Below are 24236 nucleotides of genomic sequence, written 5' to 3'. Positions count from 1 at the left end.
CTGAGAGTAAGGTAGAAAGGATGTTTACCTATAATGTCTGAAGAAAAATTATTTGCCAGCACCAATCCTGGTAACTATTCTATAGGTTCAGTCTATGGTCCTGATCTTGTTGAGGGACAGGCCCTGAAAATTTTCCTGGGAGGACACTGGTTCTCTGGTCGAGTCCGAAGGCCTCATACAACGGTTGCCGCTGGCTCATCGTCAGCAGGAGAAGATGAGGTGCAAGAAGCTTCAGAGGAGTCATTTCCCGCCAGTGATCCGCCTGCCTGGACGGCCGAAAACCCTGAGCGCTCTTTCGCTTCTCAATCCACTAGCGGGAGTGTGGATAGCTGCTATTTTGTGGTTGATGAGGATGGTAGTATCTGTGGTTTATGTGCTGGTATGCTGGTAAAAACGCAGTAAAATAACTGTTCCATAAGGACAAAATATGTCCTCACGTGCTTCAAATACTGCCTGGGGAGATTCCATTGATAGATATATTTATGGAGATCTCCCTATCAGTATTTGTTGAACTGTGCAAGGAAACGTATTATTGTACGAGTGCTTCCTGGCGTTCTTCCTCGATGTTCAATCCCAGGCGTGTTAAGCGTCGAATGATTGAGCTATATCCCCGCTCGATCATCTGGGCATTGTCGATAATTGTTTCGCCCTCGGCAACTGCACCCGCGATGATTAAGGCACTTCCTGCGCGGAGATCATGGGCCCAGACTGTTGCACCTGAGAGCCGAGATGGACCAGCGATGACTGCTGAACCGTCTTCAAGTTTGATGTTGGCTCCCATTCTGTTGAGGTCGTCGGCGACTCCGAAGCGCTGATCAAACAGTGTCTCACGGATATAGGACGTTCCTGAGGCCAGGCTGGCCAGGGCCATGAGTGGCGATTGCAGGTCTGTAGGATAACCCGGATAAGGCCAGGTGATGGCGTTGACAGGTCGTAGTTCACCAGGGCGGCGTACACGAATGACAGGACCATCTTCCTGTAGTTCTACGCCCATCTGCTCTAACTTGGCGCGTACTACGCCGAAATGACGGAGATTGGCACCAATTAATGCCATATCGCCCTGTGTGGCGGCGGCTATGATCGCCATTGTGCCCGCGTCAATGCGGTCGGGCATGATCGTATATTCAACGGCTGACAGTTCTTTGACACCTTCAATCTGGATAATTCCTGTGCCTACGCCTGAGATTTTTGCCCCCATCAAGTTTAAGAAGTTGGCAACATTGGCGATCTCGGGCTCTAGCGCGGAATTTTCAATGATGGTGGTTCCTTCTGCCAGACATGCTGCGGCCATCAGGTTTTCTGTGCCTGTATGGCTTGGTGTGTCCAGATAGAGATAGGCACCTTTGGGATTGTTCATACGCACAGAAATGGCTTGCTCATCTTCTGTAACTTCAGCCCCCAGGCGCGCAAAACCACGATAGTGGAAGTCCAGGCTACGCTTACCCAGATTACAGCCTCCAACTTTTTCGATGGTAACCTGACCTGTCCTCATCATGACTGGGGGGAGAAAGAGGACTGACCCACGAATCATGTTGGTGAGCTCTGGTGACAGGCTGCTGGATGTGATGTTTGAGGCATCAATAACCAGGACTTGTTCTTCTTCATGGAGTTTTATCTTAGCGCCCAGGTCGCGGGCAATTTCAATAGCAACGTAAACATCATTAATTAATGGGACGTTGTGCAGAATAGTTTGCCCTTTTCTGGCCAGCAGAGAAGCGGCAATAATGGGTAATGCGGCATTTTTAGCGCCTTGAATAATCACAGTTCCTTCAAGGCGTTGTCCGCCACGTACGTGATAGCGAACAGGTTGTCGTATCGACATAGAATTCGAATCCCCTTTAATGTATGTGCATAATCTATGCGCCATTAGCATATCATATCGTTAGGGATTGGATGGAATTGCCAGCATAAAGGACTAGTAGCAGTTCCCCTCCTTCGTAACCTGGAGGTGAAACCAATCGTAATTAAATTGTAATAAGCGAGAAAAAATGTTTTTAACTTGCATTGCACGCCTTACATGCGCGTATATAAGCCCATGCGTCAAGAATTAGCCATAAGGTACTATGCAAATACCCTGATCTTCTCTGATGACATGCTCAAACACAAATTGCTGAGTAGCAAAGTTGTAAATAATGTTAATTATGGGCTGCTACTTCAGTCTTCCACTATAATAGAGCTAAATTGGCCATTTTGAAGCTTGAAGGTGGTTGTTTGAAAATTGATACGCGAAGCCACGGAAGTATTGAGGCCTTGTTTGCAATTGAAGATCAGAGAAAGTTTTGCTGATCTACTTATAGAGTAACTATGTCCACTGCATTTTTGTGTGTTGTGTAAACTGTCGTTTCATAACGTCAAGGAGATTATCGATATGATCGTAGCATCTGTGATATCTGTGCAGACCCTGCAAGATATGCTACACGTGATCGGATATCCGGCTATTACCTTATTTATTATGATTGAATGTATTGGTATACCAATCCCTGGTGAGACCATGTTGCTGCTGGCCTCTTTCTATGCAGCAACCGATCCAGCTTTACAGCTTCCGATCGTGATTGCTTGCGCGGCTTTCGGGGCTATAATGGGCGATAACATTGGCTATTATATTGGCCGGACGGGTGGCCGGGCTGTAGTGGCTCGCTTTGGTCGCTACTTTTTTATTAAAATGGAACACCTGGAGTTAGCGGAACGTTTTTTTGCGCGTCATGGAGCCAAAACGGTTTTTTTCGGACGCTTTGTTTCTCTCCTGCGTATCTTCTCGGCTTTTCTGGCTGGTGTTAATCGGATGCACTGGCGCACGTTCATGATTTATAATGGCCTGGGAGGCGTGATCTGGGCTACCTATGTGGGCCTGTTAGGTTACATTGCTGGACGCTATTTTCATGAACATTTTGATCAGGTTGAATGGTTGGCGAGAACGGTTGGCTGGGTAGGATTTGTAGTTGCCGCTGTGATTATGATTGTGGTGGTTATACTGGTGAAAAAGCGCATCGCTCGTAGTATTGCGGAGCCTGTTTCTGCAGATGCATCCAAGGAACATTCGCTGACGAAAAGCTAATGCCTGTTCTTAATCAGAGTTCGGACACTCCGGCGATTGATAACATCTGGAAATAAAGTGAAGGCGCTAAAGAGGATGCGTTTATAGACACACACTATAAACGCATCCTCTTTTACTATGAAAATTATTTTAGTTCTGGCTTTTCTACCATTTCTTTATAAAATTTTCAGACAAAAAACAAGTTTATCCTGTAATATAGAAAAAGCTAGAAAAAGCTAAAATATTCTATAAAAGTAAGGGTTTACTATCGCTGGATACCTTATTGATATTCTGAGACCGTAAGTGCTCCTGGTGAATTGGGGAATGTGGCAGTGATTGAGTCGCTTATTGCTATACTCTTAAATTCAAATGAACACGAAGGTAAAGCTATGGATGTAAGTGTTGTTTCAAGTCTTGTCTCCGCCCTGCGTAAGCTAAATGATGCACGCGCAGTAGAACCCCTCCTTGCGGCTCTTGAGCGTAAAGATGAGCAGACGCGTGCCGTGATTGCTCTTTCTCTAGGAAGCTTTGGAGATATGTGTGCAGTAGAGCCTCTGATCAATCTCCTTCATGATCAGGAACCATTGATACGGCGTGCCGCCGCCTGTGTCCTGGGAGATCTAGCTGATCGGCGTGCTGTACCGCCGTTGCTGGCAATTTTGGATGATCCCGATTTAGAGACGCGGAACAGTGCTATCAAAGCTCTGGGCCTGCTGGGAGATATACGTGCCGTTATGCCACTACTATGCTTACTCGAGCAAGCTTCTCCTTCTTATCGGCGCATCTTCATTATCGAAGCACTGGATCGTCTTGGTGATCTCAGGACCGTTGAAGCTTTTATCGCTTGTCTAACAGATCCTCTAGAAGAAACAGAAGTACGCATCGCCAGTATCGAAGCCGTTGGCCACCTTGCCGCTAAAAGCGCTGTTCCTGTGCTCCTCCCAATGTTGTCCGCCCCAACTGATGACGAGTTCTCCGAAATGCGCTGGCGTACAGCGGTAGCCCTGGGACAAATAGGTGATACGCAAGCCATTCCATCATTACAACCTCATCTCTCTGATCCCGAACCAGTAATGTGCATGGCTGTAAGCAACGCCTTACAACAGCTAGAACTAATCAAAGTAGTTGAATCCGCTCACGAACTCCATCAGACAGCCCAATAGACGCGCGTAGTCGCGCACCTATTGGGCTGTCCTTCCCTCTTAATGAACTCCTCAGGCGCAAGAATATAGATAACGCCATGTGCAAGTTTTCCACATACCCACTCTTTGGAGGAGGAACATGGCGAGGCGGTCGCACCCGCCTCGCCATGTTCCTCCTCCAAACAAGCGAGAGCCGTAGGCGCGAGGTGTGAGGGATAACACTTGCACATGGCGTTAGATAAAAACACACTCGCATATACATCAATTTACCTCACCAAAGAGAATTTACTAAAAAATCCAGTTACCCCGGTAGGTAGAGAACCGTCTATGGAAGAGGGAAAAGTTAAAAAAATACTTTTAAGCCATCCTTTTTAGCCGTGAATCTGCTCCCTTTTTTTATGAAACAACAAAAAAGAAATACATGAAAAACACTACGCAATCACTATTGCGCCAACCATTTGTGCGCAATCGCTTTACCTGGCTAGCATATATCGCCTTAGCAATCTTCGCTTTTTTGCAAGCCTCCCCTGGACCTATTGTCCCATTCTTACACTCAGAAATGCATCTCAACTATACTGTTGATAGTTTACACATGAGTGGGATCGCATTGGGAATGATTATCGCTGGCCTGACAGGCGATCTCATCGTGCGCAATTGGGGACGACGCATAATGTTCTGGGGCGGTGCCTTTGGCATGTTAGTGGGCGCACTGTTAGTCCTCTTTAGTCATCATCCTATCTTTAGTATCGCTGGTATGTTTATTATTGGCTTGCTCGGAACCTTTTTGCTCGTAACTATTCAAGCTACGCTATCGGATATTCATGGTATACATCGAGCGACAGCGATTACCGAGGCGAATGTAGCTGGAAGCCTGGGTGCTGGTCTGGCCCCTTTATGTCTGGGTGGTCTGGTGCTGGTAGGAGCTGGCTGGCGCAGTGTATTACTTATTCCTGTTGTCGTGGTTTTATTGCTGGCCCTCTGTTATTGGAAGGTGCCTGTACCAGAGGCACAGTCATATGGTCAGAAACGTTCAGTAACTGGACGCGTCAGACTGCCGGCGTCTTTCTGGCTTTATTGGCTGGCTCTGGTTATGGGTGTGGCTGCTGAGTGGGGCATCTCTTTTTGGGGCTCTGGCTATTTAATTAATGGAGTAGGACTCGAGCGTACCAATGCGGCGTTCCTGATGAGCATTTTCTTTCTCGCCTCTGTACTTGGCCGGATAATTGGTAGCCGTTTAACACAGCGTATTGCCGTAGAAAAATTATTATTGCCGGTGTTACTGGTGGCCTTACTAGGTTTTCTATTATTCTGGTTGGGACCAACTGTCCCACTCCATGTGGTGGGTCTGTTTATCGTGGGGTTGGGGGTGTGCAATCTCTTTCCCTTTACCTTTGCTTCATCGGCTAACCGGATCCCCCAGTATGCTGATCTCGCCAGTGCCCGTGCTGCGCTCGGTGGTGGTGTGGCAATTTTTGTATCACCATTGGTTCTGGGCCAATTAGCTGATAAACTAGATCTAAAGCGGGCATATAGTGTCATTCTTATTTTGTTTATACTTGTTGGTGTATTTGTTTTGTTAGCAAGTAAAGCCACCCGGAAGATGGATCTACTTGCCAGTACAGAACAAGATATAGTCGAGCTACCTGAAGGCTGTGTTGAGTTATCAGGTAGTAAATAAAAAACAGTCATAGTTGACAGCATGAGCCAGGATAGGAGCGCCGCTGCTTTTGTATACTGGCTTTATTCGCGTGCCTATGTTTACATTTTCTCTTTCTTTTTTTTATTCAATTTTTTGGGGACTTTACACACAATCTATGGAAAATATCGCTATCTCGTCTGCGCAACAGCCGTTTGTGCGCAATCGTTTTACCTGGCTCTCCTATCTTCTCTTGGCGGCCTATTGTTATCTACAAGTTTCACCCGGCTCAATTGTACCTTTTCTTCATGCCGAGATGCACCTGAACTACACTATTGATAGTTTACATGTCAGTAGCCTGGCTATGGGCATTATCTTATCTGGACTATGCGGAGATCGCATCGCCCAACGTATTGGTCGTCAGCTTATGTTGTGGCTCTGTGTGACTGGTATTGCTCTGGGTGGTATATTGCTCATGTTGGCCCATCATCCGCTTGTAAGTATCTCTGGCATTTTATGTATAGGTTTCTTTGGTTGTACGCTGTCTAATATCGTACAATCTGCTTTATCCGACTATTATGGTAGTCAACGCACCATTGCGATTACTGAGGCTAATACCATTGCTTGTCTCGGTTCGGTGACAGGCCCTATTGTCCTTGGTTTGTTCCTGAGTACCTGGTTAGGCTGGCGCGCCATGTTCCTGGTCCCATTAGTCATGATGGCTCTGCTGGCCTGTTTTTTTCATGATGTGCGTCTTCCCGTTAGCGCTCGTGTGGAACATTCTCAGACTACCAGGACGCGCGCCCATTTTTCGCGTGCCAGCTGGTTTTATCTGGGTGTGATGGTAATGGTAGTAGCTTTCGAGTGGGGGACATTTACTTGGGGCTCTGGTTACCTGATCAAGATTGTTGGTTTTGAAACCAGGACCGCTTCAACCTTGATGAGCCTCTTCTTCTTTGCGGAAATGTTTGGCCGTTTTATCGGTAGTATCCTGACGCGGCGTTTCTCCGCTGATCAACTATTGGTTGTGGCCCTGGGGATTGCAGGAACTGGCTTTCTCCTCTTCTGGTTGGGTCCCACACCAATCCTACATGTCCTTGGTCTCTTTGTCGCGGGCCTGGGAATTGGCAATCTTTTCCCGCTGACCTTTACGATTGTGCTTAACGAGGGAGCTGACAATACTGATGCCGCCGCTGCTCGCTCTTCATTAGCGGCAGGATTGGCAATCTTTATTGCGCCATTGCTGCTGGGCCGTGCAGCTGATATCTTTGGCCTGCGAACTTCCTATAGCTTGGTGATGATCTTGTTTGTGCTGGCTTGCATCATGCTCGTTTTTGCTCGCCAGGCCACACATAAGAAGCAGGCTACTCCTTTGGAACTGGAAATTGAGCAATTCTTGCATGAACAAGCCAGGCCTTTGGATGAAGTGATACCCTCTTTGGATCTTACTTCAGTTTCTTAAAAAATATCAGAAGTTTTCTCAGGAGAAGGAGTTGTATACTTCTTCTCCTGTATTCTTTTCAAGCGAGCGGCTCATTTCAATAAATTCTCGTTTGCCATGTAGCTTGCTTTCTTGCATATAGCTTCCGACACGCCTGAAGCCCATCTTCTCATATAAATGAATTGCTCGTTGATTGAATGGTAGGACAAACAGGCGAACCTGATCAGGCGCAAATTTTTCTCTGGTAAAAGTTAATATCGCTTTCAGGAAGACTGATCCCTGTCCCTTACCGGTTAGATCTGGACGCATTCCAATGCCAATAGTGATGATGTTGTTCTCGCCATATAATGCAGGAACCTCGCTGCCCCAGACTTGTGCCGATGTACCAAAATTGGCAAATCCGATCAACTCTCCTTGCTCATCTTTAATGCTATAATGTGGGCTTCGTGGCTCAAGCATCTCCTGCAAATAGCCATCGCTAGCTGCATCCAGATTATAAATACTATAAGGTTCTTCATACCGCCATTGAGCAATAGTATGAGCATCTTGCGCCGTCATAAATGTAAATCGTAGGGACATGTTTTTACCTCCTCTATCAATAAGACGCTTATGCGTTCTCGTTGAGTACGAGCTATTTGGTATATGGCATCATTGGCCTGCATCGGCGTAATTGAAATTGACGCGAAAAAGATGATGCTTGACTTTTTGAATCAATATATGGTATTGTTGCACACGTAAACACTATATGTTGTGTGTTAGCACAATAAATAAAGTAAATGCCATAGGCCTATGCTTTTGTCGCATAGGGAAAATGGGGGAAGTCCGGTGAAAGTCCGGCGCTGTCGCGCAACGGTAAGGCGTAAGTAAGAAGATAGACCGCCAAGCCCGAATGCCCATCTATGTTGTTATGGATTGATCCCTTCGCGTGAAAGGGGCGACCCGCAAGTTTTTGTTGCCTGTGTATTTGTTTACTCGACAGATAGCCTGGTATTCTTGCACGTCAGCCTGTTCTCGCCTGAGGGGAACAGGTTTTTTGTTTGTGGAGGAATGCTTCGTTATGTCATTATCCTTTTCTGATGCTTCGCGCGTTAACGAGCAGCAGGCTGATAGTAATGTGCTCGCGGTTATTGCTGACGTCTGTCAGGATCTTGCTCCTGAAGTTGATGCAATGCTGCTCCAGGCTGATGTGCAGGCCAATATCTATTCCGGTGCCTCAGCGGCCGAGATCTGGAAAGCGTTGGTGATGGCGGCCCGTGCCCATATCGAGTTCGAACCTGCCTATACCTTTGCTGCGGCCCGCTTCCTGCTCTTATCCCTTTATAATGAAGTCCAGCCGCCAGTCGTTCAACAAAGGCTCAAACTGAAGGATGCTCCAGCTATCTATGCTAACTATTTTTCTGGCTATATTCAGCGTGGCATCGCATCCGGGGCCCTGGATACGCGCCTGGCCACCTTCGATCTTACCACCCTGGCTCGTGCGATCAAGCCAGAGCGGGATCTGCTTTTTGCGTATCCAGGTTTGCAGACCCTCTATGATCGTTATCTTTTACAGCATCAAGGACAGCGTTTTGAATTGCCACAATTGCTCTGGATGCGTGTTGCGATGGGTCTGGCTCTGAATGAGGAGCAGCGAGAACTGCGAGCAATTGAGTTTTATGAGCTGATATCACAGTTTTATTTTACGCCTGCTACGCCAACTCTTTTCAATGCTGGCACCGTCCATCCACAACTCTCGTCCTGTTATCTTACGACAGTGCAGGATGATCTCTGGCATATCTTTAAGAGTGTTCAGGATAATGCGCTGCTTTCCAAATGGGCTGGTGGACTCGGCAATGACTGGACGTATGTACGGGCATCAGGTTCTCATATCAAAGGTACTAATGGCAGTAGCCAGGGTATTATTCCATTTCTTAAAGTGGTCAATGATACTGCCGTTGCTGTTAATCAGGGAGGGAAGCGCAAAGGCGCTGTCTGTGCATATCTGGAGAACTGGCATCTGGATATTGAGGATTTTCTGGATCTGCGTCGTAATACTGGTGATGAGCGGCGCCGTACCCATGATATGAATATCGCCTGCTGGATCTCGGATGAATTTATGCAGCGCGTCCAGCAAGGTGCGTCATGGACCCTGTTTAGTCCAGATGAGGTGCCTGATCTCCATGATCTTTACGGTCAGGCTTTTAGCACGCGCTATCGTGAATATGAGCGACTAGCGGATAATGGCCAGTTGAAACAGTTTAAGCGTATGCCCGCAGTGGACCTGTGGCGTAAAATGCTTACCAGGCTCTTTGAGACCGGCCATCCATGGCTGACCTGGAAGGATGTTGCGAATATACGTTCGCCACAGGATCACGCAGGTGTGATTCATAGTAGCAACCTCTGTACCGAAATTCTATTAAATACCTCACAGAATGAAACGGCGGTCTGTAATCTGGGTTCACTTAACCTGGCTGCTCATCTGATTGCTGGCAATCTGGACCATACGCGTCTGCAAGCGACGATTCGGACGGCTGTGCGTATGCTGGATAATGTCATTGACATCAATTATTATCCTACCGTTGAAGCTCGTCAGGCCAATCTTCGCCATCGTCCAATTGGTCTGGGCTTGATGGGTTTTCAGGATGCTCTTTTTCAACTCGGTGTCAGCTATGCCAGCCAGCAGGCGGTCGATTTTGCTGATCACAGTATGGAAGCTATTGCCTACTATGCCCTGCTGGCATCTAGCGCGCTAGCTGAGGAGCGCGGAAGTTATCAAAGCTATCCAGGCTCTAAGTGGCAACGTAATCTCCTGCCACTTGATACTATTGCTCTCTTAGAGCAGGAGCGGGGTACTGCCATTGAGATGGACCGGACCTCCACGTTGGATTGGCAGGTTGTGCGTGCGGCTATTCAACAGCATGGTATGCGCAACAGTAATGTGCTGGCTATCGCTCCCACTGCGACCATTTCCACTATTGTTGGTGTCAGTCAATCTATTGAGCCCGAGTATAAACATCTGTATGTCAAAAGCAATCTTTCTGGCGAATTCACGACTATTAATACATTTCTGGTCGATGATTTAAAGGCTGCTGGCCTCTGGAATGCAGAGATGCTGCAGATGTTGAAGTATTATGATGGCTCGTTACAGGATATTCCTGTCGTGTCGGAGGAGTTGAAACAGCGCTACCAGACTGCTTTTGAGATTGATGCTCACTGGTTAATTGAATGTGCCAGCCGCCGTCAAAAATGGATCGATATGGGGCAGTCGCTCAATCTGTATTTGATCGAGCCAAGTGGAAAAAAATTGCACGATATCTATACCCTGGCCTGGCGGAAAGGTTTAAAGACCACTTACTATCTGCGTACTGCCGCGGCAACCCAGATTGAGAAGTCTACAATCGATGTAAATCGCTGGGGTATTCAGCCACGCTGGATGAAGCATAGTAGTCCTTCAAGCACTATTCAGCTTGCCCGTGAGACTACTCTTGATGCCACCATCTGTTCGCTGGATGATCAATGCGAAGCCTGTCAGTAAATTAAAGTTACAGTTGGAATATGAGGTAAGAGCAGTGACACTTTCTTTTGAGCACGAAACGTTGACAGAACAGAAGCGTTTATTAAATGGTCAGCAGGTGACCGTCAATCAATTGATGCCGCTTAAATATCACTGGGCCTGGGAGCATTATCTTAATGGTTGTGCCAATCATTGGATGCCGAATGAGGTTCCGATGAATAAAGATATTGAGACCTGGCGTAATAACACGTTATCTGTGGATGAGCGTCTGGTGATTATGCGCAATCTGGGCTTTTTTGCTACGGCTGAAAGTCTGGTTGGCAATAATCTGGTGCTGGCCATCTTTAAACATATTACGAATGCTGAGTGCCGTCAGTATCTTTTACGCCAGGCGTTTGAGGAGGCTATTCATTCCCATGCCTTCCTCTATATCGTGGAAAGCCTGGGCTTGAACGAGCAGGAAATCTTTACCATGTACCATACGATTCCTGCCATTGCCCGCAAAGATGCCTTTGAAATAAAGCTCACGTCCGCTTTGCTGGATCCTGATTTTACTACCGATACCGTAGAGGGGGCGCAGACCTTTCTGAAAAATGTAATTGGTTATTATGTGATTATGGAGGGCATCTTCTTTTATAGTGGCTTTGCCATGATCCTTTCCTTTCATCGTCGCAACCTGATGACCGGTATCGGTGAGCAATTTCAGTATATCCTGCGTGATGAGTCTATTCATCTGAACTTTGGCATTGATCTGATTAATGGTATCAAAGCTGAACATCCTACCCTCTGGACAGCAATGTTTCAGCAGGAGATTATTGCGCTTATCCATGAAGCCGTTAAATTGGAGATCGCATATGCACAGGACTGCTTGCCGCAGGGGATCTTAGGTTTACAGGCCAGTGCCTTCCGGCAGTATGTGCAGCATATCGCAGATCGACGACTGGAGCGGATTGGTTTGCCTCTTCAATATCATTCTTCCCATCCATTTCCCTGGATGAGCGAGACGATTGATTTGACGAAAGAAAAGAATTTTTTTGAGACCCGGGTTACGGAATATCAGGCAGCCTCTACCCTGCGCTGGGATTAATTATCCTCTCTACTATGCAGGCAAGCCTATTGCTACTTGCCTGCATGTATTTCTATTCGCGTCCTTTCGCGCGATCCACAGCATAAGGAGTAGATGGTAAGAAGTGATCCCAGGCACTGGTTTGCCAATCATCTATTTGTTCTCCCTGGATGATCCATTCTGGTATTGGCATCAATAGATGATCCGCCAGCGAGACCAGAAATGGTTCATAGGTACCCCGAATCTCGGCCAGGCGCTGTTCTGCGGTCTCTTCGTGGACGAATGCCAGGCCAACTTCAGCTAACCTGGCACGCAAGGCCTGAAAATTCTCACTGGAAAGTCGTTTGGTACTGAAGGTTGGTGGGGTCCCATAGGTTTGGGCCAGATCTACTGCTGCGTGGCGTGCAATCGCAAAGGTGAATTTCAGCGGTTTTGCCGGTAAGTTCTCAATACCAACTATTGCCAGTGCGCTTATATCAAGCACCGTTGCCAGGGCCGCCAGCCAGGATTGGCGGTCGTGCTGTGAGCGGTAATAGGTTAATACTGGATATGAGATATGGCTCTCTAGCAATTCCGCACACCATTTTTCCCATTCACGCATAAATTCCAGGAGTTCATCTGGATAATTGCTATGTGCATGACGCTTAATTAATTCAATTGCCGATGGTGGCGAGCCTGCTCGTGCATCCAGCAGGACAATATTGGTCTCCCGATGTGAGAAGGCCTGATAAATAACCGGTACATATCCAATGATAAGTGCTAGAAATGCCAGGCCAAATCCTGCCTCTATGGCTACCAGAGCGCGTGATAGACTGGAGAGTGGAATAACATCCCCCAATCCAAGTGTCACAAAGGTTGTCCCACTCATGTAAAGATAGGTGCCAAAGGAAATATGCCGGTCAGGTGAATGCAAGGGTGAGGAAAGGCCCCATTGTATCAGGGCAAAGCCTATGACAAAAGCGCTGGCCCATACTGCCAGTAGTAGAAATAGCGACAGGGGGCCATAATAACTTAAATATTGGCTGCGCCGATTGCTTTGGCGCATCTTTCTGGCTGGCCCTGACCACAAAATCCAGGTACAGGCATAAAACAGGCGTGTCAGGCGAATTTTCTGAGCCACACGACGGGGCAAGATGATGGCTTCGAAGCCATCTTGAGCGATCAATAAAATAAGTAATGAACCGATAATGATTGCAATGATGCGCATACTTTATCCCTATTCTCAATGCAGAGATGTATCTTTTGCTGGCACTTGTATTGTATTCATTTCATAGCTCGATTGTCTAGATCGCAAGCCACAGCCGTTTATTAAGTGTGACGGTGCAGAAAAGTGTCGGCTCAGCCGACACTTTTCTGCACCGTCACTCAAATTCTTGCTCTGCGTTTCCCAGACAGAGCTAGTTTGTGTTATCTTTCCCCTGCATAATTTCAAACAGGAACCATTTGCGGCGTTCGGCCTGATCCAAAAGGTCCTCAAGGATACTGGCGGTGGCCCGGTCGTGATTTTTGTCGGCAATCTCGGTTACAGCACGTAACATCTGAGCCATATGCGTATTATCTTCCATCAAGCGTTTGACCATGGTTCCTGCTGGCACAAAGTCGTCATTATCATCGCGGATCGTTTGCATCTGGCCAATCTGCCCAATACTACGAATGGTTGTGCCGCCAATGCGTCGTACGCGCTCTGCCATCATATCGATGGATTTGAAAATGTCTTCGGCCTGTTTATCAAACAGAAGATGATAATCTCTGAAGTGTGAACCTGATAAGTGCCAGTGGAAGTTTTTGGTTTTGACGTACAGTGCAAATGCGTCGGCGATGAGAGGATTCAATGCATTGGTTACTGCCTGTACTTCTTCGTGCGTTAAATCGGTTACGGTCGCAAGTTGGGCAGGGACTGGTTTGGCGCTTGTTGTATGGCGAGTTGATTTTTCCTTGGTTGTCATAATGTTTCATCCTTCTTCGACACAATCACGAAGACACTTTTTGCAGTTCTGTTTTATACATGAACTGCTGCTTTTAACACTACAGTGGAATTTATATGTCGGAATTGTTTATGTGTTTATCAACCGACATATTGTTGTTAACTATTGCCTACACGGTTTGAATAAGGAAAGTGTGACACTTTCTCCATGCTAAATATAATTGCTAAGCAAGCAGGATATCAGCAGAGCACCACCTAAAATGATGCTTCCAGCCTGTAAAAGTGGTATAAATGTAAGCCAGCCTAGAATAGAGAGTGCACTATAACAAAAGATGCCAGCAATAATTTCGAGAACGAAGAGATGTCCCCAACGGATAAATAGTATTTTGCTCCCATAATTTTCTTTTGTTGTGTGGACAACGTGGTATACAATGCGTGGACCCATAAAAAACAATAGTACGCCGCTTATAAGTATGAGATAGGCCCCTGCGGTTTTCAATATACTTACTAGTGCGTCGATATTTTCTACTGTCATGGCGTCATCCTTTTTCTCGTACTGCTTGCCTTTAGTACCACATTGTTTGTTTACAGGTCAGGATATGATGGGCTTTTCACTTCCTGGTGTTATCATATTTCCTGAATATCGCGCTTGTATCATGGAAGTGTCGCAATTTTGTCGCAATCTGTCTGTAATCTATCTAATCGGGTTGAGAGGCGTTTATCTACTGTCTTTTAGCAGGTATAATTGTGTTACATTAACTTAGCTGGATAGAGAGAAGAGATAGGTGAATGACAACGATATTGCTGGTTGAGGACGAATTAGCTCTGGCTCAGGTAGTTTTACGTGAATTGGAGGCATCTGGTTATTCTGCTGTGCATGCGGATGATGGGCTGGCAGCGGTAGCTTTGCATGCAAGTACTCAGATTGATCTGGTAATTTTGGATTGGATGTTGCCTGGATTAAATGGATTAGATGTATTGCGGCAGATCAGACAGACCTCTTCTACTCCTGTTTTGATGCTCACGGCACGCAGTGAGGAAGCTGATCGTGTTGTTGGTCTGGAGGTGGGTGCGGATGATTATCTGACCAAGCCCTTTAGTGTGCGTGAGCTGATTGCCCGGGTACGTGCGTTACTACGCCGGAATGAGTTAATCTTGCAGACCTTGCATGCGGATCGCCGCGATGCTGGTACGAGTCTGGTACGTGGACCACTTCAGCTCAATCCACAAACACATGTCGCGACGTTACATGGTGATGCGTTAGATCTAAGTCCAACCGAGTTTACATTATTGCAATTATTATTACGCAGTCCTGGTCGCGCTTTTAGTCGTGCCTACTTGATTGAAACTGTGTGGAGTGAAACATATGTGGGTGGTGATCGCTCGGTTGATAATGTTGTCTTGCGTTTACGTAAGAAGCTAGGCCCATTGGGCGATGCAATTGAAACCGTATGGGGGGTTGGCTATCGTCTACGACCTGAGTCGCCGGCCACCAGTCGCCCTCACGCGTGATAGTGGTAATGAAAGGCTGTGGAAATCTTTATGGTAGGTAGCAGGATATCTCGTTGGAACATATTCTTACGAGCACGGATGTGGCGGGCTTTCGTTGAAATAGTACTTTTGCAAGCATTGATCGTGCTTTTAATCCCACTTTCTCTATTTACGCGTGCCGGGGAAAGAAGCCTTCCTGCGAGATATACGACACCATTTTTCATCATTTATGGATTTGTCTCTTTACTATGGCTGGCCTTTCGTTGGCGCTTGCGGCAGCCTGAACGTACGGTCTGGCAACAACTCTTGATTGAAATTGAGGTTTCCGCCCTTTTTTTAGGAGAATTATTTTGTAGTATCATTGTATTGTGTTGGATGTTTGGTCAGCCATCCCCTGTAGATTTGGCTGCTATAAATAAGCTAGATGCCACTTCTTTAGTTGTGTCATTCTTTTTAAGTTGCATTGGTTTTTTTTCATTGCGTATTATTTTACATGTGCTTGCATTCTGGGAAAGGTTGCGCGTGAAGCGTTTGCGCTGGGCCGTTACCCATTCGCATTTAATGGTGGTGGTGATAGGATCAGGTGTTATCAGTGCGGCTTTTGTCTTTTTACAATTACTGCTCGGTGTAGGAAAATTATTTACGGATGCTACTCCCCTTTATGCAACGATAGTCTTTCTATTCGCTATGTTTCTGCTGACTATTTTTGTGGTTGCGTGTGTTTTGCCCCCTTCTATTTTATCCTCATATATCTTTACCCGTCGCATAACGCGTCGTATTGAGCATCTGGCACAGGCCACCAGTATGTTGCGTAGTGGTAATTATAGTATTCGTGTACATGTCGAGGGAGAAGATGAAATCGCGCATTTACAGGCCGACTTTAACGCGATGGCATCAGAGCTGGAACGGACGATGCATGCATTGAAAGAAGAGCGGGATAATGTGGAGATGTTGCTCAATGCACGCCGTGAACTGATCGCCAGTGTCTCCCATGAGCTACGTACGCCTGTAGCAACGGTTCGTAGTTATCTGGAGTCAGCATTGGCAAACTGGCACAGTGATCAACCACCAGCCACATTAAAACAAGATATGCATATTATTGAGCAGCAGACTATTCGTTTGCAATCGCTGATTAACGATTTATTTGTGCTGGCACGTGCTGAAGTGGGTCGTCTGGAGATGCGTTGTGAGCCGACGAATGTAGAAATGTTGGTAAAACGTGTGGTGGAGACGATTGCGCCAGTGGCCTGGCGTGGGAGCCGTGTTGAGGTCCTGGCTGAAACGGCTTTGATCGCTCCTGAGTTTCCCCAGGCGCTGGTGGATCGTAATCGGCTGGAGCAGATCCTGCATAATCTTATTCATAATGGTACGCGCCATACCGCTCCTGGTGGGATCGTTGCCGTTGTTGTGAATGCTAATGAACGGCAGGTCATTTTCCAGGTGAAGGATACGGGAGAAGGGATCGCGGCAGAGGAATTGGATAAGATCTGGGATCGTTTTTATCGGGCCTCAAATGCTCAGAAAGGAAGTGGGACCGGCCTGGGCCTGGCTATTGTCAAAGAGTTCACAGTGGCTATGGGCGGCTCTGTTTCCGTCGAAAGTGTGGTTGGTGAGGGTTCCTGCTTTACGCTTTGTTTTCCTCGCGCGCAAGAACCCCATACTGTGGCCGCAAGTTTTGGGCTAGACCCGGCCTCTATAAAGACAATGCCACTATCTTTGTCTTAGTTTTTTCATTAATGTTGGCTTATTCTGGTCGCATTAGGCAGGTCTGCCCCCTGTGCGCGTAAAGGTACCCCCCTTTCTATGGGTGCGACTGTAGACGGATCTGTGGTTTGCCTGGGGACGAGGGCGGCAAAATAATCGAGTAGCAAACGATGTACAAAGATATAGCCACCCCCCACTTTGCGTAATAGAATGCGTTCAGTGGCAAAATCAAGAAATTGTGCATAGTTCCAGGGCATCACTCCACTTCGCCAGAGAAGGATACGTAGGATTATATGTTGAATGCAGGCCCAGCCCCCAATTAATAAACCTACTAACAGTCCGCAGGATGGTCCGATAAAAAGTGCATTGTGTAGTCCAAAGCTAAGCACTTCATTCAGTCCTTGATCCAATAGTATGTTGAGTTGCTGTCCTGATTCATCACTGAGCAACAGACCAAGGCCACGGCTGAAGAGATAATAGGATCTGGTGAAAATGAAGAGCATCAGGATATGGATGCTCCAACTGGCACAGGTGCAGATTACACCTACGATCAGGCCATTACGCGCTGAACGGCCGATGCCCTGATTGGGTGTCAGGCGGCGATGTTCCTCTAGTCTTTGATTGGAAAGCCCATTTAAAAGTCCCAGGATGAAGCAGTATGTCATGCCAATACTTAAGCCAATACTGAGTCCAAACACCAGACCCACGATAGCTCGATAGATAAGCTCTATATCTTCTCCCAGCGCTAACAAACTGCCTAATTCCAGGCTCAAGCTTCTGGCCAGTGCTACACTGGGTCCAAAAATCAGGGCATTGCTTAGTCCGACACCTATTCCTACCAGACCACTTACCAGCAATCCTTGTTTCAGATAATGGGTACTGAATAAGCCCTTCAATAAGCTTTTAGGACTCCAGGTGATGATCTCTGTAAGTTGAATCGTTGGGCTCCTCTGGGAAAAGAAGAGCAGCAACAGCAACGAGATCAAGCCAAAACTGATACCGACAATTAAGCCGAAGCCGATACCAACGATTGGCCCAATTAAAAAGCCAAAGCTGAGTCCAGTACTTAAACCGATCAGGGTACCAATAAGAATACCTTGTTTGAGTAAGTTGTAGGTGCGTTTTTTGCCATTTCTGCTGGAGACTGGTGCCAGGAGAACGCTCAGGAGCATGCTTGTAAGTCCAAAAGAGCAGCCAACGACTAATCCTTTTAAAGGCGCGTGCCAGGTATAACCGCCAGGGATAAGGATGGTAATCAGTGCCACGCTCAGGCCATTGCGAGTTGGTCCATGGGTGATCAGTTGATTGAGCCAGGAATACCAGTGGCGGCGAGGCCGTGTTGCGTTCTCTGCGGCGGGCAGTGGTTCAAGTGTTCGACCGCTCAATAACCCTCCTAACAGCCCACCCATCAAGGCATAAATAGTACGCGTGGTGATAGGCATACTTCCCAGGAAGAGGAAGCTGACAACCAGGCTGATCAAGATACCAATACAGGTGCCAATTAATTGTATTGCCAGCCTTTCATATATTCTCTGTGTACGTGGCTCTTCAAGCCAGTCTGGCTGGATATGTTCGATATAGAAGACACTCTGGTTCTGATGCTTCATTTGTCTGGCCAGATAGGCCAACCATTGGATGGTAGGTGCTGGTGGATGGCTGGTTGAGGTACCCCGGCGGGTGAGCATCCGTTGGACATAGGTCGCAAAGATCTGTTGCCGTTTGTCCTCAAGTGTCTTGTTCTTAAGGATTTCATCCAGTGGCATCCCATGATATGCCAGGGCCAGTACGCTGAGCATAAGTGGCGTAGTTGCTAATTCTTGCAAATACAGATCTTGCTGTAATGCCACCCGCAGTGCTTCCAGTGGCTTGCCTACAGTTTTAAGATATCTTTCTGTCTGCTGAGCGGTGAGGGGTTGGATCACTACCGCCATTTGCAGGCTGAGTTGCAGTGATAGCGTATGATATTCAGCACTGCGGCTACAGACAACGATAGGAACCAGTCCATATTTTCGCCGAAAGGTGTTAATCGCGTCAATGCAAGCTGTACGGTGAATAGTGTTAACTTCATCCAATCCATCGAGCAAGAGCAGTAGCCCTTCGTTCTCTACCCAACCCTGACCAATTTTACGGGGCACCTGATATTTATCATGTAGTTCTTCAACCAGCCAGTCCTTGATGGGTGCTCGTTTAATGGCCCAGGATGAAAGATTAAACACCACTGGAATAAGATGGAATTCGTCTTCCTCGGCCCGGTTTAGCAAATGTCTGGTGAGTTCCAGCAGCAGTGTTGTTTTGCCTGCTCCTGGTTCACCCAGTATCAATAAGGCTCCATCGGAATCATCATAGACCTGCGCAATTGATGTATGGGGGGGAAGTGTGCGCTTGGCTTGAGCATATTCTTGTAACAAGTGCCAGGGATTGATCAGAGCATCCGGCCGTGTTTGAAAACCTAGCTCAATCAGTGCCGCGTGGTGGAGTGAATGTTCCAGCACATCGGTAATCCAGAAACGCCGTACGCGTTTTAGCAGGTGCTGACGATTGTTTTTGTCCTGTGGCAAGAGCGCACTTTTTATATTCCTGGATACTGTATTATCAATACTTGAGTTTGTATAGAAAAAAGGGGCCGCTGCTGGCATCTGCCCTGGTACTTCGGATGCTCTGATATCATTGCGCAGATTATAGTTGACACGAGTGGGGGGAGGAGGTATTTCAGCACGTGTACTATAGTTTGCATGCTGGTGATATTCTTCTTCGTTGTAGGCGACTGTGCGATATTGGTCTGCTTGTTGGTCAACAATATTGCCATTCCCATCAATTGGTGGTGAGGTAAGTCCAAGGGCGTATGCATCCATTTGAAAGATGGTGCATAGTGCCTGACAATAGCGTGGACCTGGAAAAGTGATACCTTGTTCCCAGTATTCTACCATATGGGGATCTGGATCTCCTGGACCAAAGTTGTGTAAACGATTGATGTATTGGGCGACATCTTCAAGCGTCCAATACCGTCTTTCCCTTTCGTGTTTAAGCCTATGATTTGGCATTCTCATTTCTCGTGGACAAATTTTTTCTCCCATCCCTTTCTTCCTCCTTCACATTGCCCTTGAGGTATTACTTCCACCCTCTTCCATCTCTACGCCTTCTATGCTTTTTATACTCTTTCATTGAACGATGCAAGATCATTATAGCATGTCGCCCATAGTTAAGCACATGTATCTCCTATTTTTCCTATGCTATAGTACTTGTGTTTCTTGTATATCTGGCATAATATTCCTACCCACTTATAAATTGGTCCAAATAGTCGTATATTCTAAATGAAGTCTCACCTGAAATGATTAATGAGAAAACGTACTTTGCACATTTTGCGATAAAATTATAATGTGAAATGAAGTGGTCTTGAGAAGGGGCGTGTTGATGATTGATGAGGGGCATAAGACAACACTTGACCGAGCACAGAAGGAAATTCCAGCTTCCTGGTATCGTGCTCTGACATTGAACGAGCGATGGGCTTTGTGGTGTGCCGATGGGAAAAAGAAGGTTGCCCCTGATCGCTTGCATGCGGATTTAGCTGCTCGTAAACTGAGTTGGTGGAAGGACCTACCTCCATTTAACCAGGGCAACCATTTTTCAGAACGTCTGGCGATAGATGAATTAACAGAAGAGGATCTGTTTTACTTGCTGGCCGAGCCTATTGAGGCGATGCGGCAGCGTGTTTCCGGCGATTTGATCTGGTTAGATAAACTGATGCAGTCTTTTACCTTGGAAGAGAAGGATATGCCATGTCCTCTTCCTGATCTGCATGATGACGAAGGCATTGATCTCCTCTTGCGCGTTATTCGTCCTCTCTTACGCAATGCCTGGAAACGCGTACATGTGGAAGTGCAAATTTTGTTGCAGCGGCAAAAGCAACCGCCTTTTGATCCACAGACGATAATGCGGCTACTTTTTATGCGCTTGCCCGGACAATTATTAGTAAAGGTTAGCAAGGTTCTGGCACTTGAACTTAACATCATGCGTGTAGAAGGGCGCCTTCAGGGTGAGACGCCCGAAGAGCGCTTCGCTTTTTTTGTGGAATGGTGCCGTCAACCTCAGGAGATGCTAGCGATTCTTGCTAAGTATCCTGTCCTGGCACGACAGTTAATAGCCCAGATAGATCAATGGCGTGAGACATCCCTAGAGTTTTTGCAACGACTATGTGCTGACTGGAAAGAGATACGGGCGCTCTTCTCACCTGCCGATGATCCTGGTGTATTGACTGAAGTCTTAAGTGGTGCGGGAGATGCTCATCGTGGTGGCCGTAGCGTTTTTCTTTTACGCTTTACCTCTGGCATGCGCCTGGTATATAAGCCAAGGTCCCTGGCGGTCGATGCTCATTTCCAGGAATTATTACACTGGTTAAATGTACGTAGTAAGTTGCCCGCTTTTCGTTTGCTCCATTTATTGGATAAAGGCACGTATGGTTGGGTAGAGTTCATTGAAGCCCGTGATTGTACCTCACCGGAACAAGTTGAGCGTTTTTATGTCCGTCAGGGTGCTTATCTGGCCCTACTTTACACAGTATCTGCCACAGATGTCCATGCAGAAAACCTGGTAGCGGCTGGTGAGCAGCCGATGCTCATCGATGTAGAGGCTCTGTTTCGCCCACGTATCAGTCAATCTCCTCAGAAGGAGGCCTTATCCACAGGTATCGATGAGGTATTGCAATCTTCTGTGTTGTCTGTTGGCCTTCTGCCATATCGTTTCTGGTCTAATGAGCAGCGTGGCGGCATGGATATGAGTGGCCTGAGTGAGATTGGCGGGCAGGTCGTTCCTGTGCCTGTGGCGACATGGAGCAATGTAGGAACTGATCAGATGCATATTATTCGGGATTATATGACGCTTGCTGGTAGTCATAATCGTCCTCATTTGGATGGGCAGGCAGTGGATTTATGTACCTATCAACACTATATCATCTTTGGCTTTGTGACTATGTATCAGCTGTTATTGGCCTGTCGTCAGGAGTTGCTGGTAAACGTGCTGCCGCGTTTTGCACGCGACGAAATTCGTGTCATTTTACGTCCTACAATGGCATATAGTTTGTTATTACAAGAAAGTTTTCATCCCGATGTTCTACATGATGCGCTAGATTTATATCGCTATCTGGATCGTCTCTGGGTGATTACTGTGGATCAGCCACATATGGCCAGTGTGATTGCCGCGGAACGTGCTGATCTGCTTTCGGGTGATATTCCTTTTTTCTTGACGCAGGTGTCCAGTCTGGATCTTTATACCAGCCGGGCTGAGCGTATTACCGCCTTTTGCTCACTGACTGGCATGGATATGGTGACGCAGCGTTTACAACGTCTGGATGAGCATGATCTACTGCGGCAAGTCTGGATTATCCAGGCTTCGCTGGCATCTATTGCTGAACAAGAAGTGCATTTTCAACCTTCTACATTACAGTTGCGGCCCCCTGAGACTCCGGGTACTCCTGAACGTTTACGCCTGGCTGCGCAGTCGATCGGATATCGTTTGGCGAATCTAGCTATTCATGATGACGCCGGCACTAACTGGTTGAGTTTATCTATAGGCCCATATCAAGCCTGGCAGATTGGTGGAAGTGGTCTTGATTTCTATAATGGCCTGTCAGGTATCGCCTTTTTCCTGGCCTATCTAGGGGCAGGTGAAGGGCAAGAGGAATATGCTGAACTGGCTCATTCTATGGCCTTAAACTTACATCAGCAATTAGATGGCTCGCTTGCTGGTCCTGGTGAGTATATTGGCGCCTTTGCTGGCTGGGGTTCGCTGCTCTACGTCTTTTCTCATCTGTACATGTTATGGCATGAATCCTGGCTGCTGGATGCGCTTGAAGATGTCATTGAGCGCATTGAGCCACTGATCGAACTGGATCAGCAACTCGATATCATGCACGGTGCGGCTGGCTGTTTACTGGCACTGCTCAGTGTTTATACTGTTACTCCAACACCTCGTATACTGGCAAATGCGATTCGTTGTGGAGATCATATTCTACATAAACTTGGACTGGATGCCCACATCGTCTCTTCTGAACAAATGCGCCAGAAAGGCTTGTTGACCGGTTTTGCCCATGGCGCGGCTGGTATCGCTTTAAGTCTGGTGAAATTGTCGGCTGTCTGTCAGCAGGAACGTTTTCGTACTGCCTCGCTAGCGCTACTGTCTTTTGAGCGTCAGTTATTCTCGCCGGCCAAAAAAAATTGGCCTGACCTGCGTGCTGTTCCCTTAACGATAGATTTTAAGCAACTGGCGGATGCCGCAGATACTGGTTTTGTGGTTGCCTGGTGTCATGGCGCGACCGGGCTGGGACTGAGCCGGATGGAACTCTTGAAGCATGGAGAGTATGAACTACTACGTCAGGAAGTGGACGTGGCCTTGCAAACAACACTAAAGGAAGGATTTGGTTCTAATCATTCACTTTGTCATGGGGATCTTGGCAATTTAGAATTGCTTTTGACTGCTACACAACAATTGGGTATGGTTCAATATTTGGAGCCACTTGCTCAACTTACGGCGATGCTGCTGGAATGCGGCGAGCGCACAGGTTGGGTTACGGGGCTTCCTCTCGGTGTCGAAACTCCTGGGATGATGCTGGGGCTGGCGGGGATTGGTTATGAACTTTTGCGGTTAGCGCAGCCACAACTGGTTCCTAATATTCTTCTACTGGCTTCTCCTATTATTCGTACGGTGGCTGGATAGGACCACCGTTCAGGAGGGGACGCATTGTCATCTTTTCTGTTTCTGGCTATTCAATGTTTTACTACTGACCCAAATAAAACATTGGATGCGCAATAACTTGATGGGGACGAGAAACTTCAGCACTAGTTGGCTGATAGCCCTTTATCGCCCATCGTAAGCCCATGTACTGTAGCATTCGGAATGGATAATGCCATTCTCGTTAAGAAAGGATTTTCCCATGTCTGTAGATATTGTGCGTGCTTGGACCGACGAAGCGTATCGCCGTAGTCTGGGACCTGCCGAACTGGCATTGCTTCCAACCAATCCCGCAGGTGAGATTGAGCTTGTTGATGCTGATCTGGCGACAATTTATGGTGGAACCGGTATTGGTATCGGGGTTGGTGTGGGGCGACCAAATGAACAATTTTCCCATGGTTGTTCCGCTGATTGTTTGCGTTCTTCCTATTGTTTTACCTTTGGACCGTGCTGCTAACCGTTGGCTCTTTGTCTCCTTTTACTGCTCAGGACACCGGGTATGCTGATATATGTTGAACTCGGTGCAGTGCGGATGTCATAAGGTGCATCCGCACTGATTTGAAAAATCATAAAAAAATGTGT

Annotated in this window: 18 protein-coding genes and 1 riboswitch; of the genes, 12 read left to right on the top strand and 6 right to left on the bottom strand. The window is 47.1% G+C overall.

From position 1 onward, the window contains the following. Positions 1 to 33 precede the first annotated feature (33 nt). Positions 34 to 402, top strand: coding sequence for a hypothetical protein (locus EL633_RS29145; protein ID WP_126630741.1), 369 nt, complete (start codon positions 34 to 36; stop codon positions 400 to 402). 127 nt (positions 403 to 529) lie between these two features. On the opposite strand, the gene murA is transcribed toward EL633_RS29145, so the two are convergent. After that, entirely contained in the window at positions 530 to 1822 is a 1293-nt protein-coding gene (gene murA, locus EL633_RS29140; RefSeq protein WP_126630740.1) for a UDP-N-acetylglucosamine 1-carboxyvinyltransferase, read from the bottom strand. A 546-nt stretch (positions 1823 to 2368) separates the two neighbouring features. Between murA and EL633_RS29135 the strand changes: the two genes are divergently transcribed. From EL633_RS29135 to EL633_RS29120, 5 genes are all read left to right on the top strand, one after another. Next, positions 2369 to 3055 (top strand): DedA family protein, encoded by a 687-nt coding sequence (locus tag EL633_RS29135; protein WP_126630739.1) that lies wholly within the window; start codon positions 2369 to 2371, stop codon positions 3053 to 3055. 368 nt (positions 3056 to 3423) lie between these two features. After that, positions 3424 to 4197 (top strand): HEAT repeat domain-containing protein, encoded by a 774-nt coding sequence (locus tag EL633_RS29130; RefSeq protein WP_126630738.1) that lies wholly within the window; start codon positions 3424 to 3426, stop codon positions 4195 to 4197. Between the two features lie 207 nt (positions 4198 to 4404). Continuing rightward, on the top strand, positions 4405 to 4551 hold the full coding sequence (locus EL633_RS36795) for a hypothetical protein (RefSeq protein ID WP_161982524.1): 147 nt from the start codon (positions 4405 to 4407) through the stop codon (positions 4549 to 4551). A 46-nt stretch (positions 4552 to 4597) separates the two neighbouring features. Continuing rightward, a complete protein-coding gene (locus EL633_RS29125; protein WP_126630737.1) occupies positions 4598 to 5854 on the top strand; it encodes an MFS transporter in 1257 nt (418 codons plus the stop codon). 136 nt (positions 5855 to 5990) lie between these two features. Next, positions 5991 to 7274, top strand: a complete 1284-nt coding sequence (locus EL633_RS29120) for an MFS transporter (protein ID WP_161982523.1) — start codon at positions 5991 to 5993, stop codon at positions 7272 to 7274. Positions 7275 to 7292: 18 nt separating this feature from the next. Here the strand turns inward: EL633_RS29120 and EL633_RS29115 are convergent, their stop codons facing one another. Continuing rightward, complete coding sequence (locus EL633_RS29115; RefSeq protein WP_126630735.1) at positions 7293 to 7832, bottom strand: GNAT family N-acetyltransferase; 540 nt, start codon at positions 7830 to 7832, stop codon at positions 7293 to 7295. A 187-nt stretch (positions 7833 to 8019) separates the two neighbouring features. Continuing rightward, positions 8020 to 8168, top strand: a riboswitch (cobalamin riboswitch). A gap of 142 nt (positions 8169 to 8310) precedes the next feature. On the opposite strand from EL633_RS29115, the gene EL633_RS29110 reads away from it, so the two are divergent. Both EL633_RS29110 and EL633_RS29105 read left to right on the top strand, forming a co-directional pair. Then, entirely contained in the window at positions 8311 to 10767 is a 2457-nt protein-coding gene (locus EL633_RS29110) for a ribonucleoside-diphosphate reductase subunit alpha (protein ID WP_126630734.1), read from the top strand. Beyond that, positions 10721 to 11833 carry a ribonucleotide-diphosphate reductase subunit beta gene (locus tag EL633_RS29105; protein WP_246039288.1) on the top strand — a complete coding sequence of 371 codons (1113 nt, stop codon included), beginning with the start codon at positions 10721 to 10723 and terminating at the stop codon, positions 11831 to 11833. Before EL633_RS29110 ends, EL633_RS29105 begins: the two co-directional genes overlap by 47 nt. Positions 11834 to 11885: 52 nt before the next feature. Here the strand turns inward: EL633_RS29105 and EL633_RS29100 are convergent, their stop codons facing one another. The 3 genes from EL633_RS29100 to EL633_RS29090 form a co-directional block, all read right to left on the bottom strand. Beyond that, positions 11886 to 13019: a potassium channel family protein gene (locus tag EL633_RS29100; RefSeq protein WP_126630733.1), complete on the bottom strand. Its 1134-nt coding sequence runs from the start codon at positions 13017 to 13019 to the stop codon at positions 11886 to 11888. A gap of 190 nt (positions 13020 to 13209) precedes the next feature. Beyond that, the gene (locus EL633_RS29095; protein ID WP_126630732.1) at positions 13210 to 13758 is read right to left on the bottom strand and encodes a Dps family protein; all 549 of its coding nucleotides are present in this window, start codon (positions 13756 to 13758) and stop codon (positions 13210 to 13212) included. Between the two features lie 189 nt (positions 13759 to 13947). Beyond that, on the bottom strand, positions 13948 to 14271 hold the full coding sequence (locus tag EL633_RS29090) for a hypothetical protein (RefSeq protein WP_126630731.1): 324 nt from the start codon (positions 14269 to 14271) through the stop codon (positions 13948 to 13950). A 254-nt stretch (positions 14272 to 14525) separates the two neighbouring features. On the opposite strand from EL633_RS29090, the gene EL633_RS29085 reads away from it, so the two are divergent. Both EL633_RS29085 and EL633_RS29080 read left to right on the top strand, forming a co-directional pair. After that, a complete protein-coding gene (locus EL633_RS29085) occupies positions 14526 to 15248 on the top strand; it encodes a response regulator transcription factor (RefSeq protein WP_126630730.1) in 723 nt (240 codons plus the stop codon). Between the two features lie 123 nt (positions 15249 to 15371). Then, a complete protein-coding gene (locus EL633_RS29080) occupies positions 15372 to 16952 on the top strand; it encodes a sensor histidine kinase (RefSeq protein ID WP_161982522.1) in 1581 nt (526 codons plus the stop codon). Between the two features lie 8 nt (positions 16953 to 16960). On the opposite strand, the gene EL633_RS29075 is transcribed toward EL633_RS29080, so the two are convergent. After that, positions 16961 to 19972, bottom strand: a complete 3012-nt coding sequence (locus EL633_RS29075; RefSeq protein ID WP_161982521.1) for an NACHT domain-containing protein — start codon at positions 19970 to 19972, stop codon at positions 16961 to 16963. Positions 19973 to 20342: 370 nt separating this feature from the next. On the opposite strand from EL633_RS29075, the gene EL633_RS29070 reads away from it, so the two are divergent. Further along, positions 20343 to 23639: a type 2 lanthipeptide synthetase LanM family protein gene (locus EL633_RS29070; RefSeq protein ID WP_126630727.1), complete on the top strand. Its 3297-nt coding sequence runs from the start codon at positions 20343 to 20345 to the stop codon at positions 23637 to 23639. 217 nt (positions 23640 to 23856) lie between these two features. Continuing rightward, on the top strand, positions 23857 to 24111 hold the full coding sequence (locus EL633_RS29065) for a mersacidin/lichenicidin family type 2 lantibiotic (RefSeq protein WP_126630726.1): 255 nt from the start codon (positions 23857 to 23859) through the stop codon (positions 24109 to 24111). Positions 24112 to 24236: the final 125 nt, after the last annotated feature.

Source organism: Dictyobacter alpinus, assembly GCF_003967575.1.
Classification (GTDB): Bacteria; Chloroflexota; Ktedonobacteria; order Ktedonobacterales; family Ktedonobacteraceae; genus Dictyobacter; species Dictyobacter alpinus.
This window is presented reverse-complemented; position numbering and strand designations above follow the sequence as displayed.

Excerpts from the sequence above, each read along its gene's own strand:
- EL633_RS29145 (WP_126630741.1), top strand. The coding sequence starts at position 34 with ATGTCTGAAGAAAAATTATTTGCCAGCACCAATCCTGGTAACTATTCT.
- murA (WP_126630740.1), bottom strand. The coding sequence starts at position 1,822 with ATGTCGATACGACAACCTGTTCGCTATCACGTACGTGGCGGACAACGC.
- EL633_RS29135 (WP_126630739.1), top strand. The coding sequence starts at position 2,369 with ATGATCGTAGCATCTGTGATATCTGTGCAGACCCTGCAAGATATGCTA.
- EL633_RS29130 (WP_126630738.1), top strand. The coding sequence starts at position 3,424 with ATGGATGTAAGTGTTGTTTCAAGTCTTGTCTCCGCCCTGCGTAAGCTA.
- EL633_RS36795 (WP_161982524.1), top strand. The coding sequence starts at position 4,405 with ATGGCGTTAGATAAAAACACACTCGCATATACATCAATTTACCTCACC.
- EL633_RS29125 (WP_126630737.1), top strand. The coding sequence starts at position 4,598 with ATGAAAAACACTACGCAATCACTATTGCGCCAACCATTTGTGCGCAAT.
- EL633_RS29120 (WP_161982523.1), top strand. The coding sequence starts at position 5,991 with ATGGAAAATATCGCTATCTCGTCTGCGCAACAGCCGTTTGTGCGCAAT.
- EL633_RS29115 (WP_126630735.1), bottom strand. The coding sequence starts at position 7,832 with ATGTCCCTACGATTTACATTTATGACGGCGCAAGATGCTCATACTATT.
- EL633_RS29110 (WP_126630734.1), top strand. The coding sequence starts at position 8,311 with ATGTCATTATCCTTTTCTGATGCTTCGCGCGTTAACGAGCAGCAGGCT.
- EL633_RS29105 (WP_246039288.1), top strand. The coding sequence starts at position 10,721 with ATGCCACCATCTGTTCGCTGGATGATCAATGCGAAGCCTGTCAGTAAA.
- EL633_RS29100 (WP_126630733.1), bottom strand. The coding sequence starts at position 13,019 with ATGCGCATCATTGCAATCATTATCGGTTCATTACTTATTTTATTGATC.
- EL633_RS29095 (WP_126630732.1), bottom strand. The coding sequence starts at position 13,758 with ATGACAACCAAGGAAAAATCAACTCGCCATACAACAAGCGCCAAACCA.
- EL633_RS29090 (WP_126630731.1), bottom strand. The coding sequence starts at position 14,271 with ATGACAGTAGAAAATATCGACGCACTAGTAAGTATATTGAAAACCGCA.
- EL633_RS29085 (WP_126630730.1), top strand. The coding sequence starts at position 14,526 with ATGACAACGATATTGCTGGTTGAGGACGAATTAGCTCTGGCTCAGGTA.
- EL633_RS29075 (WP_161982521.1), bottom strand. The coding sequence starts at position 19,972 with ATGCCAAATCATAGGCTTAAACACGAAAGGGAAAGACGGTATTGGACG.
- EL633_RS29070 (WP_126630727.1), top strand. The coding sequence starts at position 20,343 with ATGATTGATGAGGGGCATAAGACAACACTTGACCGAGCACAGAAGGAA.
- EL633_RS29065 (WP_126630726.1), top strand. The coding sequence starts at position 23,857 with ATGTCTGTAGATATTGTGCGTGCTTGGACCGACGAAGCGTATCGCCGT.